Below are 14,127 nucleotides of genomic sequence, written 5' to 3' on the forward strand. Positions count from 1 at the left end.
ATAAAAAGCACTTTCCCCATTCTAACTGGCATTCCAGCCTGACACCATTGTGCGGCCCGATATTGATCTAGCTCAAATGGACCGTTGATCTCACGCAAGCGTGTTGAGGAGCAACCTGAGGCGGATCTTGTCGCCGCAGACCAGAACAGGACAAATCATAACCGCGGCAGTTCGCGCATTAGCACCGCGATGAGCTCAGCCTCCCATGTGCGAAACCGATGCATCAGCAGAACTTGACCGGCAGCGGCCACCGCAGCTGCGCCTGCTGCAAACGTGGCAACCTCACCGATGCGAATTATCGATGGCATGACGAGGGTCCTTTAGGATTGCAGCTGATTTTAACTTATGAAAGACATTCTCTCTGGCATTGGCGGATCGAGTATACTCGGCCTTGCACAAGAACATCGTGCCGAGCGGCAGGGCAGACCTAGACCGGGAACACGTTTCCGACTCGGTCAGGTGCGAGCCTCGAAGGCGTGGCCCTGGCCTCTCATCCCCCACCGCAGCGCGGACCACCAGTGCCGCCGGATCGGAAGCGGCCGATCCACAGCGTCGGGAGTAGCTTCACATGCCAAGCGGCTGTGATGTCTTTCAAGGATCAGGTTAAGGCGTCTGAGTGCTGCAATATTCTGAGCGGCCATCAAATTGCGCCCTTCACATGCGCCGCCACTGCCGAGATTTCGAACGATTTCCTCGGCACGGCTCAAAATATTCCTAGCCTCTTCGCGGAGGATTGCAATTTGTGTTAGATCTGACATCTGCCTCTCCATGCCGATCACATGGCGGAGGCTAAGACTTCCTTGTTTGGGGCGCATCATTCATTTGGGGGTGCAAAAGAAAGCCCGCCGCGGCGAACCGGACGGGCGGCAACTCACTTGTTCATCAGCGTCCCTTCGGAGGCACTATGCGCGGTGCGGGGGCGGACAAGGTGCTGTTGCCTGCGAGAGCTGCCGTTCCAGATCCACCGCTGACACGCGGCCGGTTCCCTAAGAATGTGGCTTCAAGGGCATGCTTCGGCTGCGCGAGGGCTTCGTGTTTGCCGGCGCCTGGACCGTGCGTGAGCAGAACCAGTTGCTTGCGTGTTGCTTTGGATCTGCCGTCTCGAACAGGGCGTGAAAGCGGAGAGGCAGAGGCCCTTTTGCAGCCCGATCTCAAGTTCGCGACAAGCCAGTGATTAACGGGCGTTGCATTCGAGATTTACATTGCAGTCGTCAGAGCAGCTTATTTCGTCTCTTTCTCCGCCCTTGAGGCACAGTATATATTGAGACTCGTTCTTAACATCGGAGCATGAATACGGATCTCGCTGTATTCCGCCATTGTGTGTACAGCAGAATGACTTGATCCGTAGGCGGGTCTCGGCGCAGTTCTTCTTGCATTCGGCACACTGCCGGCTAAAATATGGGGCGGCCAGCGCTCCGGAGTGAAAAGCTCCAAACAATATCAGGCACAAACCTATATTCGCCCGGCTCATCTTCGCGCTCCTCCATTGCGAAGCCTAAGTGGAGCGGCTGACGACGCATTCGTCTTCGGCAGATAGGCGCTAACTGAGGCAGCGGCTAGAGCAGATCCCGATCAGTCTGAAGCACAAGCATCATCCTTGTAGCCGGCAGCTGTGAAGTAGTTGCGGCCCGCCTCGGGCGAGAGGCGCGTAAAGGCTTTGAGCTTGGTGTGCATGGTCGGCCGGTTGGCTTTCCACTCCAGCCGAGCCGGGGCGTCAAACTGATCGCGCCAGGAGGCGACGGCGGGCGGGATGTCGGACATGCCGGCCGGGCTAGGGCGGGATGGTTGCCGCAACCGGAAGGGGCGCTCGGATCGGCCGGGGGCGTTGTGGCGGCGTTCAACGCGGCAGCGTTCCTGCACTGGATTAGGGCGGCCTGCCCTACGCAGATCTAAAATCGACGGGGGCTTGAACTGGGGTGCACGCGCTACGGGGAAGCCGCGGCCGACGCCGTCAAGGCGCTGTTCTGTCGGGCGCCAGCATCGTCGATTGGCGGGTGCGAGCCGATACCTGCGAGGTTATCGAACTGGCCGATCTGGCCGTCTGAGCGCACGAAAAGGCCCGCCGCGGCGAACCGGGCGGGTTGAGGTTTGTCTTCGGACACGACGGCTTCGGCTTGGCGCTGCGGTAGAGCAGGCGGAAAGCCACTCGCTCATCCGCGTCACTCTGGAAGTGGCATGCGCGGTACGGTAGCGGACAAGAGGCCGTTGGCGGCGGCAGCTGCCGTTCCAGATCCGCCGCAGACCGCATCGCCCAACCGAGCGGTCACCCGCCCGGCCCGGACCCCGGATTGTGTGAGACCCATCCGGGGACGCTTCGTCACTTCGCGCCTCATCAGGCCGGGTGGCTGTTTCGGCCGGACACGATCAAGCGGTTGGACGCGCACGCGGTAGGGTAATCGTCGCCAGCGTCCCGCTAATCGGGTCGAGGATGGTGACGGCCGCGGCATCAACCCCTGCAGCGGGCTCTCCTAAGTGGAACGCAGCCGACCGCGTTTCAGAGAGGCTAACTGCCGAGTGAAAAAGTGGTAATGTCAGCTGGCGCGCGACGATGCTCGGCGCCTCACCTCATTTCAGCGGTCCGCCTTGAGTTTCTGACTTAACTAAGGGCCTAGATAAAATTGTCGGCGTCCCAGCGTCGCCGGCTTAGCGGCACCCTAAGCTGCTACATTCGTACTGATACAACGGCAGTCTAGCTGCGCCGACAGGGTTAAAATCGATGGACGTACGTCAGATTTGCGATCAGGTGAAGGCCACCGAGCAGGCGTTCACGGCGGCGCTCGGCAACATGAAGTCGGACGGCCTGCGCGAGGCGCTGACCCGTGAGCTGCAGGACATGGAGGCTGCGGAGATTGAAGCCGGCCGCGCAGAAGCGTCGGCCCGCTCCGCTTCGTGGAGGCGGGTGAAGATGCTGCACAGCTTGGGCTACCCGGTGGATTTCGGCTGGCTGCACATGCTTGCTGAGGCCGCCTAACAGCGGCGGCCATAATCGAGCTGTCCTCAGCGCGGGTGCGCAGCAGCCGCCCGCACACGAGTTCAAAGGGCGTCGGCGAGGCCGTCTGCGTCCCACGAGCCATCCGGAGTACGTCGGCTGCCCCGGCCTTTAACCGGATCCGCCGGCGTCGCCCGTCGCGCCAGGAGGCGCTCTCAGCGTCTCACCAGGCCCGTCGCCGAGGTGGCAGATCACTCGCCCGTGCGGCCGTCGGCAGTTCTCACAGCACATGCCAGCCGCCGGAATCGGATTACAGCCGAGAGCTGCGGCCAATCGATAGGGCAGAAGAAGCGGTGCCCGGGCCGGATCGGCATGATGGCAGCACTGCGCCGCCCGGCGGTGCGCTTGCATCATGCGAAGGATGGTAAAACCGCGCTTCGAGGTATTCGCTGAGGGCAGCCGGTCGTTCCTAGTTTACAAGTCCCGATGAGTACTTGAATCCAACAGGAAGTACGTTTGAGTAAGCATCAAAATTGAAGGTTACAGACCCATTGTAATAAACCCGTCCGGCGATCACATACCCGGTCTTTGCGACGTCGCTGATGCTCCCAGAGCCAGTCATGCTCAGCGTTGAGGATGGCGTGTATATAGTGCCGTCCATGTAAATGTTCGGGCTGCCGCGGACAACGTTTGTCGTGGCCGCGCTTGCGCCGCGCGACTGAAAGATCAGCACGCCCTTGTAAGTTCCGGTGCTGGGAGATGATAGATTGACGGTCCCGGATGCCGAGAACTGGATCGTTGAGTTTGCATCGAGGAATATGGTTACGCCCGAGCCGCTCAGGGAGGAATTCTGTAGCAGCTTCACCGTCGCGTTCTGAAAGTAGTACAGCCCCGGCTGGAGTGAGAAATTTCCGTTGCCGTTCAAAGTGATGTTGCCGCAATACGTCACGTTGGATGGAAGCGTCGTGCTGGAGCCCGTGTTCAGCCCGTTATAGTAGCAGCCAGCTGTGGGCGGAGAAGGCTCCGGAAGCGCCGCCAGTGGATCTGGTGCTGCTGCGCAGTTCGTGATGGGCGTTGGCGTAAAGCTCGTCCCCGAGTAGCCGCCGACGACACAGAATGAACGCGCTTGAGCGGTGCTGTTGTTGCCGGCGGTGGCAGCTGTCGCGGATGTCGAATTGACCTGTACGCCGCAATTCGGAACCGACAGTTTGCCCGTGCCGGAAACGTTGAGCGCGCCCGATGCGGTGGGATCGAGCACCAGGAAGCAGTAGGCAGGCGAGAAGCGCACCGCCACTGCGCTCTCGGATCGGTCGACTGTCGTGAAGCCGAGGGCCTTGGCAAAGGCTAGGGTGATCGGGTTGCCGCGGTTGCTTGTGCGAGATGCGGTGACGCGAACGGCGTTTGTCGGCGTCGCATTTGGGGTGAAGATTTTCGTGTTTGCGTCGTAGGTTCCGAACTGGACGTCCGACGCAGTGGTGACCGTCCCATCACTCGGACGAGTGTTCGCAGCCGCAACGGAGAGCGCGCGATTGAGCGCCGTTGTCGTGTCCGGCAGGGCGGCAACCGCTGCCAGCGCTGCGGCATCGGCCGCAATGTGCAACCGGTTATCAATCAGCTTCACATTCGAGAGGTCCACCGCGAACGCTGCGACGCCTAACCCGACGGGCGAAAGCATCCCCACCATGACCGTCATCTGCCCAGAGCGGTCCTTGAGGAACGATCTCATGTTCCAGGCTCCTGCTGCATGCTGACTTTGGCGTGCAGGATCGTGCTGCCGTAAGCCCAGCTCAGCAGACTGGTGGGCGTTGCGGCTTTGGCAGCGAAAGACACGTCCGTGGTGAAAAGATTATTGCTCGGGTTTGAGGGGGCTGTCTGCGACACCGACACGCTTGTTCCAGCCGTAACCCACCGTGGCAACTGCTGTAGAACGACGCCCGATGCCTGAGATGCTGTAATCCGATTGGTCGCGAGCTGGCGAGTTGCGTCGCGGGCTGCGCTTTGTGCGGTATTCAGCGTGTAAATGATCAGGCCGAACTCGATGATGCCGAAGATAATAGTAACCAGGATAGGCAGCAAAAGTGCGAATTCAACGGCACTGCTTCCGGAGGTGTCTTCATTAAACTTGCGCCTGGGACGCATGCAACTTTCTGCCTGAAGCGAGCCGCTAATCGACAGTGATTCATGACAGCTCCGGGTTAGGAATGTGTGGCGTCCCACCGTGCAAATTTTAAATACTCTGCTTCCTGCCGCTTCCCTGCCGCGCTATTGGCTGCTCGGGCGGTGCCGGCGATCAGGACGCGCTGATGTGCCAGACGGGGGCTGATGCGCTGAAATGGATCAGAGGCCGTCATTTTGAGTGGCGTCTCTCTGTGCGAGCCGGGCGAGCTGCGATGATGCGGCCGCCCGACCTATCGCGAAGTGCGGCCTCGTAGCTCAGACCCGCGAATAGCTGCCCGCGTTAGGCTTGTGGACGAAGCCGAAGTACGCCGCCACAGTCGCGAGTACCGCGTGCAGCCAGACGTCGTTGCCGTAGATCGGGACGAGCCCAAACGTCGTGCTCGTGGCTGGGATCAGCCCCAGTATGGTGAGAAGGGCGTAGATGAGGGCGACACCCCTGGCGTAGACGACTGAGCTGGCCACAGTCCGTGCAGCCAGCAGGCCCCGAACGCCAAGTGCACAAGATTATGCAGCACGTTGACCGGGAACAGCCCGAGAGCGAGCCGAGACTCGGACGTCACGATCGTGCCGGGGTGCGCGTGCTCGGGCGACAAACCCGGGATAAAGCCGGACACTCCGGCCAACAGGAACACAACACCAGACACCACAGCGAAGGTCCGGACGGACATGACACCTCCTGTCTCAAAAACCTGACAGCGTGGGCCGCCCGTGGATGTTCCTGCGCCACACCGGCGCGGACGCCGCAGGGGTGTGCGGGTCGAGTGGCACGGGGCGCGGATGTTGCTCGCTCACGGCTCAGGGCGAATATCGGGAACACGGTTCATGGCTGGTCTTCGCTGTCGTCCGGCTCAATCTCAGCGGGCGGGAAGCTGGCGCCAGCGGCGCGCGGCTCCTGCGTCAGGGCGTTAGGCTGCGCGACCGTGATCACCGGCTCACCGGGGCTGCTCTCGGCTCCCAACACGGATCCGAGCGACACCTTCGCCCGCTTGGCAAGTTCCGTGGGACCTCAATCGAGCAATAGGCGTGCTGCGCGGAACCGCGGGCCCGTGATCACCTCCGGCCCCTCGCCGTTCTCCTCGATGAGGATGATGCCGGCCGCTTCGAGGTGCTGGAGTGGGTCACCGTCAGGCCTGGGCGCTCTCTCGCACCAGTTGCAGCGTCTTCAGCTGCATCGTCCAAGCGTCGAGCGCGCGCCGCTCAGCCTCTACGCGCACCCAGATGCTCTGCGCGCCTTCGTGGTGGGCTGTCCCTCTGGCCGCCTTTGTCTTCCGCTGTCCCCGATGGTGGCTCGGCAGATAAGGCATGACCGCTCCTCCCGGGAGTGAACACGGGTGAGGAGACGACCGATCCGTGGAGCAATTATGGCGCCCGCCTTTAGTGCCTCTCCCACGAGGTGCTTTTGGCGAACGAGGCTGGATTTGGCTTTCAACTGGTCGCGCCAGCAGGAGCGCGGACCTGACGGCAGCTCGCTTGCTGCCGAGCCGAGCGGTCGGTTTCTTGAGGATAGCTGTCGCGTGCCGATCTGCCTTCACCGCTGCGGCAAGGTTCACGAAACAGCCGAGCCTCAGCTCGAACGGCCCAGTCTTGGGATTGGCGAGGAAGGCGTTGACCGCGGCAACGAGGTCGGCCCCTGTGATCGTCTTGGCCTGGAGTAGATCGCTGACACTCACCGGCTGCGACGTGCTCTTGACCGCTGCGATCCGTCCCTGCCGTTCCCAGAGCTACTCCCAACCCCTGATAGCCGCTTCGCGTTCAGCGCCTCGTCCAAGAGGCGGGGGATGGGTTCAGACCGGAGCTGCTTACCTCAGCGGTCCGCTCACCATCGCGACCATGCCGAACCCGAGTGCGATGAGGGTCGCGACGAGCAGCGCTCGATCAATCGCACAGGTACGGGTTTCTTGTGTTTTGTCCGAAAACCCATCAGCTCCCTCAGCTTCGAGACTGGTTGAGCATCGTTTCCTGGCTGTGTCTGGGAATAACGGATCTGTGAGTATCGCGCAGGCAACACAGCCCTGACTGGCCGCTCTCTCGCGAAGCAGCGGATGGGGTCACCAAGCGTGCACTAGGTGCCCACCCGCCAGCACGATGACGATAAGGGTCACGGCTGAAACAGCGAGTTTCTTCGCCATCTCGGAACCTTGATAAGGGCGAAGCCGACGGGCTCGGGGCCTCAGGGCCACGATCTTCGGGTCCGACAAGTGCTGAGTCAGGCTGTCGGGTAGTCTACGCTTCGTTCGCCCCCAGCGCATATGCTCGCATCCCTACGGTCGCTTCGCCTTCAAGGCCTCTTCCACGAGGCGAGAGAAGTCGAAGCCTATCATGCACCTCGCTACCCGCGAATGCGTCGAAATCGGATTGGTCGGCCGGCTATGGCCTCGCCCAAGCCGTCAGTCGTCGGGAGCGGAAAGCAACTGGCGATTGCCGAAAGCGACGCGGCGACGAACGCCTGTTGGTCGATCTTGTCACTCTCTGACGGCGTACCTGCCCGCGACCTACTCGTCTCGCCCGACCACGCGTTATGGCTGTACGACCTATTCGTCGCTGCCGGCCATCTGGTGAACGGCACGAGCATCACCCGCGGAGAGATCATCCGGGACCTCACCTATTGGCACATCGCACTGGATAGCCACGAGTTGCTCCTGGCCGAGAACACTCCTGCGGAGAGCTTCCTGGCCGCCCCTGGCGTGCGCGTTGGCTTCGACGGTGTCCAAGCCCTCGATGCGGACGAGACCGCCGTACCCGACGCCCCACGCATCGGACTTGGCCCTGAGCTGGCCGCGCTGCGCAGGCGCTTGATCCTGCGTGCGGGCCCGTCGGCCGAACCGATGCAACTCGGAACCGTGCGGGCGTGGCTTGATCGGTGTGACGGCACCCGCGTGGCCGGCTGGGCCCAAGACGCAGCGCAACCTGACGCTCCAGTGTGCTTGGACATGGTGGTCGATGGTCGGATCGTGGCGATGACCGTGGCCGCAGAGTACCGGGCCGACATTGCGGCGGCAGGGGTGGGTGACGGCCGTCATGACTTTGATCTCGGCCGGGCGATGCCCCTAGTTACAGGGGTACCGCACGTCGTCGAGGTTCGCCGCTCGGTCGACGATGCGGTGATCTGCGCGATGGCCGCAGATGCTGCGGGCATCTGGACGCCACTGCTGTCGGCGTGACCCGCGGCAGATCGGCGCTACAACATGAGTGCGAGTTCAGCCCAATAGTCAGCCGGGGGCTCGCCAAGCTGGCGAGGGCACCCACGCCCGCCCATGTGAAGCTTCATGGGGTGTCGGGCGGGCGTGGAAGGCCAGCAGAACGCCAGCACGGCAAACCTTCGACCGTTCGGTATAGCTTGACCAGTCAGCCAATGGGCTGACCCCCACAAACGCGCTCGCGCATCCGGTGCGGAACGATCAAGACCGCGAGGCAGAGGCGCCCGGGGCCGTGCTACCCGAAGTGGCGACGGAGCCCATGTCTCCGCTGCCCTGCGGTGGGCGCGGAAACGTGCTCACGGCGGCCAGCGTGGCGCTCCTCGACTTGGTGAGCGGATGAACCGGCGGCTACGGCAACAGATCCACCTTGAGGCCACGTATAGATCTCGTGGCGCCTACCCCCTTGATAGAACCAGTAAATATTCCTGCCGGGATCTATGCCGTTGACTGAGTAAGACCGTGCGATGCTCTGCACGAGCGCTTCTGCATCAGTGCGGTCGGGAATGTCATGTGCCAGCAAAACGGGAGGACGTGCTTTAGGCCCAACATATTCGCGGACGAAGATGCAATGAGACACAATTTACCTCCAGAATGCCCACTCTCCTTTAAGTTGTGTAATTACGAACTCTGCGATCTACAGGTTCATCCGGGAATGTAGAATTGGTAAATATATTTTAACAGAAATTCATGCATTTCGTTATTGTTTGCCGTACCCTGAAGATCGCGCGTGAGGCAATCAGCAAGCCAGGGTCAGGATCGCACCCGCCAAACCGAGCCCAACTACGAACAGGCTCCCGCCGATCACTTCAAGGACGGCGCGGTAGCGGGGGAGGTTCAGGGATGCGACTGCCATACTGGCACCGGCGGCAACAAAGAAAGTTCCCAACGACAGCATGATTGCCTCCACGCCAGCCAGCGACGCTAAGGTTACGGTTGCACCGTCAGAAGGTTTCCTCGGGAAGCGGCTGTCGACAGATTAATCGCTCGCCAGCAGCCTTACTCACCGCCCGCCGCGCTTGTAGGCCGTGATCGCGCGGCGACAGTTCTCGGAGAGCTGGCTCATGTTGGCCTTGAAGCAGGCGTTCATCTTAGGGCTGCTCGGATCAACGTCGCCGCAGAAGGTAGCAGCGTCGCCAGAACAGTACCGCTGAAGCTCTTTATTGCCGTGCTCCGGCGCTGTTGCGGAGACGGGCGCGACGGCAAGGGCAAGCAGTGGGACGGCTGCGATGAGCTTCTTGAGCAAGGATCATCTCCCGTTCTGACCGGCATCAGAACGGGACGCCGCTCGATGTCGTTCCGCGGCCAATTGCCCTGCGGAAGCAGCCGACATGAACCTCGATCAGAGACGGAACTGCGGGCCCACCGATCTCGTCGCAGATCTCGTCCCAACATTGCCCTCACCGTGTCGGTCGGTCGAGAGCTCCGGGAGCCGCTAAGAAGCAGCCGAAGCTGCTCCAGCTAGGCTCAATTCCCCCACATACGCCGGTGATGGCGGTGACGCCGAGACCTATGATGGCGCGCGCCCCGGTACGCCATCCAGCGGCCTTGGGGGATCATTTGCACGTCGGTCACGAGATCAGCCGGTGCAACAAGGCCCGCTGAGGGACCGGCGGGCAAAGCCGAGGCTGGGCTAGAGGCCCGATCACGTTCTGCTGCGTTACCCCCTCCGAACCGGAGGAGGTAGGTATGGCCTACGTGACCATCGAGAAGGACGGCGAGCCGTGGATGCTCTGCCATTCGACCCATGAGGGCGAGATCGAAAAGCAGATCCAGACCGCCAGAGCGGAGGCGCCGGATGCGACCTTTACACACCGGCTCTCGACGCCGATTGAGAGCCAGCACTGCGCTGACGCCATGGATGCGCAGGGCAGGGTAATCGAGGACCCGTTTAAGTTCTTCGCCGTCTCGATAGCTGGCAATCTGACGAGCTAATCGGGTTGAGGGTGGGCCGCTCCCATTTTCACGAGGCGGTAAGCATCCTCGGCAATTCTCGTGGGATGACCTCGACTCTCCCGATGCCTCGCCTCTCAGCGGCCATGTCCGGCCTGGGCGGGCTCATTCTCATGATGCTCCAACCAGGGCCGTCGGTCGCAAGCGTCCTGAGTGGTTTGGCGAGTATCTTCCTCTGCTTGGGGTTCTCCGTAATTCCCAGGCAGCGGCGGCACGAACACGCGGGGCCCGTCGAAGCTCAGACTGTCACCAGATCCGCGCCACGCGATGAACCGCCGCCATTCCGCATCTTAGAGCCACTTAAAAAGCCAGAGATGATCCCCTCGAACCTGCCGGAGTTCCCGTCCCACCGTCAGCGGGTAAAGGAGCGGCAGGCCAACCGGCGACGATAGCATCGTCCTCACGCGTGGCGGCCTCAAAGCGAGCGTAGGTCGCGTTGACCGCGCCGGCGATCCTCGACTGCGCCATCTCGATTTCTCTGCACTGTCCCACTTGTCTCATGCGTCCCAACTGTCCCATCGGACGTGCGCAGAAAGTGTTCCATCCGTCCCACCTCTAGTACCTCGAATGAGATACTGGCCGAGAATCCGGTTGTGCGGACGCGAAGGGTCAGTTAATGCGGCGTTCTTCAGGTGCTGTATTTAGGCCCGCTGCCGGTTCCCGAACTCTCGGGGCGGCGGCGGTTCTGTTATACGGCAGACTTACGGGCGAGCGGCGGCGTCGCCAGCCAGCCTTCCAAGTCCTCGTCGACGATAAGGGTACGGCGGCCAAGTTTGCGCGCCTTCAGGCGTCCAGCGGCGATCTCCGCGTAGATGGTGGTCCGACTTGATCCGGCGCGTTCGATGACCTCCGCGATGGAGTGAGCGCTCTTGCTGTTCATGGAACCTCTCCTGAGTACGACCGGCCAATCCGGCGTTCAGGAGGATGTTGACGGAGGTGCTCAGGGCGCCTTTTCACCGCGTCGTAAAATCAAGTTTGGTCGTCAGTGTCGCCGTCATTGATCGCGCGCAGCCGTGCCTGCTCGGCCTCGTTGTGCATCACGCAGACAGTCTGAGCCATGCCTCAGGCTCGTATGGCGCACGCCCGACGCGACCCCTCCGAATGCCTCAGCGCACGAGGAGACGCGCTGCTCACGGTGGCCGGAACCGTCCGCTTCCTCGGCTAGGCCCCTCGGCAGCAGCAATGGCGTTCGTACCGCGATTTGGCGGGGAAGTGCTGGTCGGCAGTCAGTCGAGCTCGGCCATTGCACGGATGAAGTCGTGCTGGTGCGCGTAGAGCTGTAGCATTGATCTATCTCAATGCAATATTGCAAGAAGATCGCTTCATTGAGCGATGAATCTAGAGCTCAAAGGTGCGTATTGTGGAGCGGAAGCGGTTGGCGTCGCAGGAAAACGACTAGCCCAACGGACTTGACCATGTACCAAACCGTCGCTGTCCTGTTCGCATTCGTCTTCGCCTACAGCCTCTTGGCGGTGCCGCTGGAGCGCAGCCCGATCGCGGGCGCTCTGATGTTCGCGGCATTCGGCCTCGCTGTTGGCCCGGCCGGGTTGCACATCATAACGCCGAACGCCCAGGCGCAGATCCTTCAGAGGCTGGCCGAACTCACCCTCGCACTCGTGTTGTTCACGGACGCTGCCAATGCCGACCTCGGAGTGCTGCGGCGCTCCTACGCGATTCCTGGACGTCTTCTCCTCATCGGATTGCCGCTCACGATCCTGTTCGGCTTCCTGGTCGCTGCCCTCCTATTCCCGGAACTGGGCCTTCTCGGATGCGCCCTCCTCGCAACGATGTTGGCGCCAACGGACGCTGCGCTCGGAAAGGCGGTGGTGACCAACGCGGGCCTCCCCGGGCCGGTCCGCGAGGGGCTGAACGTGGAGAGCGGCCTGAATGACGGCATCTGCGTCCCCGTCCTCCTGATCTTCCTCGCGCTTGCCGCGGAGTCCGACCCCAGTCGGCGTACGCTGGACCTCGCGCTCCACCACTTCGGGACGGAGATCGGAGTCGGCCTCGTCGTGGGTATGGGGCTGGCCGTTTCGGGCGTCTGGGCGATGCGGTTTGCCGGCCATCACGGCTGGCTCGCCTCTGCTTGGCGGCAACTTCCCGCAGTCGCGCTCGCCCTCACGGCGTTCGCGGCCGCGCAGGCGCTGGGCGGCAGCGGCTTCATCGCATCCTTCGTGGGCGGCCTCGTCGCCGGTGGCATGGCCCGGCAGCGCGTCGTGAAGCACGAGCTGCTGCTCGCGGCGGAGGGGGCCGGCAACGTCATGGCCCTGTCGACCTGGGTCCTCTTCGGGGCAGTCGTGATCACCCAGGTCCCGCAGCGGCTGACCTGGGCGGTGGTGGTCTACGCCGTCCTGAGCCTCACCGCGATCCGCATGGTTCCGGTTTGGCTGGCCTTGACGGGCACGAGCCTGGGTACGGACGGCAAGCTGTTTATCGGGTGGTTCGGCCCGAGAGGGCTTGCGAGCGTCGTCTTCGCCGTCATCGTGCTCGCCGCCGATCTTCCGGGACGTCAGACCCTGACGACGACGGTCGCGGCCACGATCGTCCTCAGCATCCTTGCCCATGGCTTGACCGCGAACCCGCTCAGCGCGGCGTTCGCGCACCGCGCGAATGCCATAGATCCGGGGCAAGCCGGCGACGCTGCTTCGGCTGCGCCCGAAACCGACCCTGGGACAAGGATTGCGAGCCGATAGGGACGACACGCTGTCTCGCCCGATCAAGCGGGCAACATCTGAGGCCATACACTGCGGTGCGCTTTCGGCGGCAATGGCGCTGGGTCCTTTGGGCGCTGGGTCCTTTGGGCGCTGGGTCCTTTGGGCGCTGGGTCCTTTGATGTCGCTCAAGAGACCCGCTGCCGAAACGGCGTACGTCTCTCGTTGTGCCAGGAGGAATGACCGTGCCGACCTTGGCTCCCGAGCCGCCACCGGCCGAGACGCGCCGCCACGAGAAGTACGACCGGCTGATCACAGCCGCGAAGGCGCTGCCGAAGCTGCGGGTGGCGGTTGCCCATCCCTGCGATGAAGCCTCGCTCGGGGCCGCCCTCGAAGCCGCCACGCTCGGGCTCATCGAGCCCATCCTGGTGGGGCCGCCGGGTAAGATCGGTGCGGCCGCGGCGTCCCTCGGTGCAGACATCACGGCGTACCGCAGCGTGGAGGCTGCGCACAGCCACGAATCCGCCGCCAAGGCGGTCGCCCTCGTGAGCGCCAGCCAAGCCGAGGCGCTGATGAAGGGCAGCCTCCACACCGACGAACTCATGGCCGCCGTGGTCCGTCCGGACAGCGGCCTGCGGACCGCCCGGCGCATCAGCCACTGCTTCGTCATGGATGTGCCGGAACATGCGACGCCCCTCATCGTGACCGACGCCGCAATCAACATCGCGCCCACGCTTCAAGAGAAGCGCGACATCACGCAGAATGCCATCGATCTCGCGCACGCCCTCGGCGTCGAGACGGTGCGGGTCGCCATCGTCTCGGCCGTGGAGACCGTCAATCCGAAGGTGCCCTCCACGCTCGATGCCGCGGCCCTCTGCAAGATGGCCGACCGGGACCAGATCACCGGTGCCTTACTGGACGGGCCGCTCGCGCTCGACAACGCCATCGACCTCGGTGCGGCGCGGATCAAGAAGATCCGCTCACCCGTGGCCGGCCAAGCCAATATTCTCGTCGTACCCAATCTCGAGGCCGGCAACATGCTGGCGAAGAGCCTCACCTTCCTGGCCGGCGCCGATGCTGCCGGCATCGTACTCGGGGCGCGGGTCCCGATCATCCTGACAAGCCGGGCCGACTCGCGCCTGACGCGGCTCGCCTCCTGCGCCGTCGCCGCCCTGTTCGCCGCAGCGCAGCGGGCCGCGCGTCTGCTGCCCGAGGTCTAGCC

Annotated in this window: 12 protein-coding genes and 2 pseudogenes; 6 read left to right on the forward strand and 8 right to left on the reverse strand. The window is 62.9% G+C overall.

Annotation, left to right across the window (positions count from 1 at the left end; translation table 11 throughout):
* Positions 1-996: 996 nt before the first annotated feature.
* Positions 997-1,116 (forward strand): annotated as a pseudogene (locus ACYCO6_RS34385) (IS6 family transposase); the annotation flags it as partial.
* Between the two features lie 456 nt (positions 1,117-1,572).
* Here the strand turns inward: ACYCO6_RS34385 and ACYCO6_RS34390 are convergent.
* Positions 1,573-1,761, reverse strand: coding sequence for a hypothetical protein (locus ACYCO6_RS34390; RefSeq protein ID WP_459767855.1), 189 nt, complete (start codon positions 1,759-1,761; stop codon positions 1,573-1,575).
* A 982-nt stretch (positions 1,762-2,743) separates the two neighbouring features.
* Here ACYCO6_RS34390 and ACYCO6_RS34395 point away from each other — a divergent pair.
* A complete protein-coding gene (locus ACYCO6_RS34395; RefSeq protein WP_459767857.1) occupies positions 2,744-2,971 on the forward strand; it encodes a hypothetical protein in 228 nt (75 codons plus the stop codon).
* A gap of 427 nt (positions 2,972-3,398) precedes the next feature.
* Here the strand turns inward: ACYCO6_RS34395 and ACYCO6_RS34400 are convergent, their stop codons facing one another.
* The 4 genes and pseudogenes from ACYCO6_RS34400 to ACYCO6_RS34415 all read right to left on the reverse strand — a co-directional run bounded on the left by ACYCO6_RS34400 (position 3,399) and on the right by ACYCO6_RS34415 (position 6,411).
* The gene (locus ACYCO6_RS34400) at positions 3,399-4,655 is read right to left on the reverse strand and encodes a TadG family pilus assembly protein (RefSeq protein ID WP_459767859.1); all 1,257 of its coding nucleotides are present in this window, start codon (positions 4,653-4,655) and stop codon (positions 3,399-3,401) included.
* On the reverse strand, positions 4,652-5,068 hold the full coding sequence (locus tag ACYCO6_RS34405) for a TadE/TadG family type IV pilus assembly protein (protein WP_459767861.1): 417 nt from the start codon (positions 5,066-5,068) through the stop codon (positions 4,652-4,654). The genes ACYCO6_RS34400 and ACYCO6_RS34405 overlap by 4 nt, the downstream gene beginning before the upstream one ends.
* A gap of 294 nt (positions 5,069-5,362) precedes the next feature.
* Positions 5,363-5,775 (reverse strand): annotated as a pseudogene (locus ACYCO6_RS34410) (DUF4383 domain-containing protein).
* A 456-nt stretch (positions 5,776-6,231) separates the two neighbouring features.
* Entirely contained in the window at positions 6,232-6,411 is a 180-nt protein-coding gene (locus ACYCO6_RS34415; protein ID WP_459767863.1) for a hypothetical protein, read from the reverse strand.
* 1,065 nt (positions 6,412-7,476) lie between these two features.
* Here ACYCO6_RS34415 and ACYCO6_RS34420 point away from each other — a divergent pair.
* The gene (locus tag ACYCO6_RS34420; protein ID WP_459767865.1) at positions 7,477-8,268 is read left to right on the forward strand and encodes a Hint domain-containing protein; all 792 of its coding nucleotides are present in this window, start codon (positions 7,477-7,479) and stop codon (positions 8,266-8,268) included.
* A 772-nt stretch (positions 8,269-9,040) separates the two neighbouring features.
* On the opposite strand, the gene ACYCO6_RS34425 is transcribed toward ACYCO6_RS34420, so the two are convergent.
* Together ACYCO6_RS34425 and ACYCO6_RS34430 are read right to left on the reverse strand one after the other, a co-directional pair.
* Positions 9,041-9,199, reverse strand: coding sequence for a hypothetical protein (locus tag ACYCO6_RS34425; protein ID WP_459767867.1), 159 nt, complete (start codon positions 9,197-9,199; stop codon positions 9,041-9,043).
* Positions 9,200-9,304: 105 nt separating this feature from the next.
* A complete protein-coding gene (locus ACYCO6_RS34430; protein WP_459767869.1) occupies positions 9,305-9,547 on the reverse strand; it encodes a cysteine rich repeat-containing protein in 243 nt (80 codons plus the stop codon).
* Between the two features lie 443 nt (positions 9,548-9,990).
* On the opposite strand from ACYCO6_RS34430, the gene ACYCO6_RS34435 reads away from it, so the two are divergent.
* The gene (locus ACYCO6_RS34435; protein ID WP_459767871.1) at positions 9,991-10,236 is read left to right on the forward strand and encodes a hypothetical protein; all 246 of its coding nucleotides are present in this window, start codon (positions 9,991-9,993) and stop codon (positions 10,234-10,236) included.
* Positions 10,237-10,942: 706 nt separating this feature from the next.
* Here the strand turns inward: ACYCO6_RS34435 and ACYCO6_RS34440 are convergent.
* The gene (locus ACYCO6_RS34440) at positions 10,943-11,134 is read right to left on the reverse strand and encodes a helix-turn-helix transcriptional regulator (protein WP_459767873.1); all 192 of its coding nucleotides are present in this window, start codon (positions 11,132-11,134) and stop codon (positions 10,943-10,945) included.
* Positions 11,135-11,669: 535 nt separating this feature from the next.
* Between ACYCO6_RS34440 and ACYCO6_RS34445 the strand changes: the two genes are divergently transcribed.
* Entirely contained in the window at positions 11,670-12,947 is a 1,278-nt protein-coding gene (locus ACYCO6_RS34445; protein WP_459767876.1) for a cation:proton antiporter, read from the forward strand.
* Between the two features lie 197 nt (positions 12,948-13,144).
* Positions 13,145-14,125 carry a phosphate acetyltransferase gene (locus ACYCO6_RS34450; protein ID WP_459767878.1) on the forward strand — a complete coding sequence of 327 codons (981 nt, stop codon included), beginning with the start codon at positions 13,145-13,147 and terminating at the stop codon, positions 14,123-14,125.
* Positions 14,126-14,127: the final 2 nt, after the last annotated feature.

Source organism: Methylobacterium sp. CM6257 (assembly GCF_054611515.1).

Excerpts from the sequence above, each read along its gene's own strand:
- ACYCO6_RS34435 (WP_459767871.1), top strand. The coding sequence starts at position 9,991 with ATGGCCTACGTGACCATCGAGAAGGACGGCGAGCCGTGGATGCTCTGC.
- ACYCO6_RS34425 (WP_459767867.1), bottom strand. The coding sequence starts at position 9,199 with ATGCTGTCGTTGGGAACTTTCTTTGTTGCCGCCGGTGCCAGTATGGCA.
- ACYCO6_RS34440 (WP_459767873.1), bottom strand. The coding sequence starts at position 11,134 with ATGAACAGCAAGAGCGCTCACTCCATCGCGGAGGTCATCGAACGCGCC.
- ACYCO6_RS34415 (WP_459767863.1), bottom strand. The coding sequence starts at position 6,411 with ATGCCTTATCTGCCGAGCCACCATCGGGGACAGCGGAAGACAAAGGCG.
- ACYCO6_RS34400 (WP_459767859.1), bottom strand. The coding sequence starts at position 4,655 with ATGAGATCGTTCCTCAAGGACCGCTCTGGGCAGATGACGGTCATGGTG.
- ACYCO6_RS34405 (WP_459767861.1), bottom strand. The coding sequence starts at position 5,068 with ATGCGTCCCAGGCGCAAGTTTAATGAAGACACCTCCGGAAGCAGTGCC.
- ACYCO6_RS34450 (WP_459767878.1), top strand. The coding sequence starts at position 13,145 with ATGACCGTGCCGACCTTGGCTCCCGAGCCGCCACCGGCCGAGACGCGC.
- ACYCO6_RS34445 (WP_459767876.1), top strand. The coding sequence starts at position 11,670 with ATGTACCAAACCGTCGCTGTCCTGTTCGCATTCGTCTTCGCCTACAGC.
- ACYCO6_RS34420 (WP_459767865.1), top strand. The coding sequence starts at position 7,477 with ATGGCCTCGCCCAAGCCGTCAGTCGTCGGGAGCGGAAAGCAACTGGCG.
- ACYCO6_RS34390 (WP_459767855.1), bottom strand. The coding sequence starts at position 1,761 with ATGTCCGACATCCCGCCCGCCGTCGCCTCCTGGCGCGATCAGTTTGAC.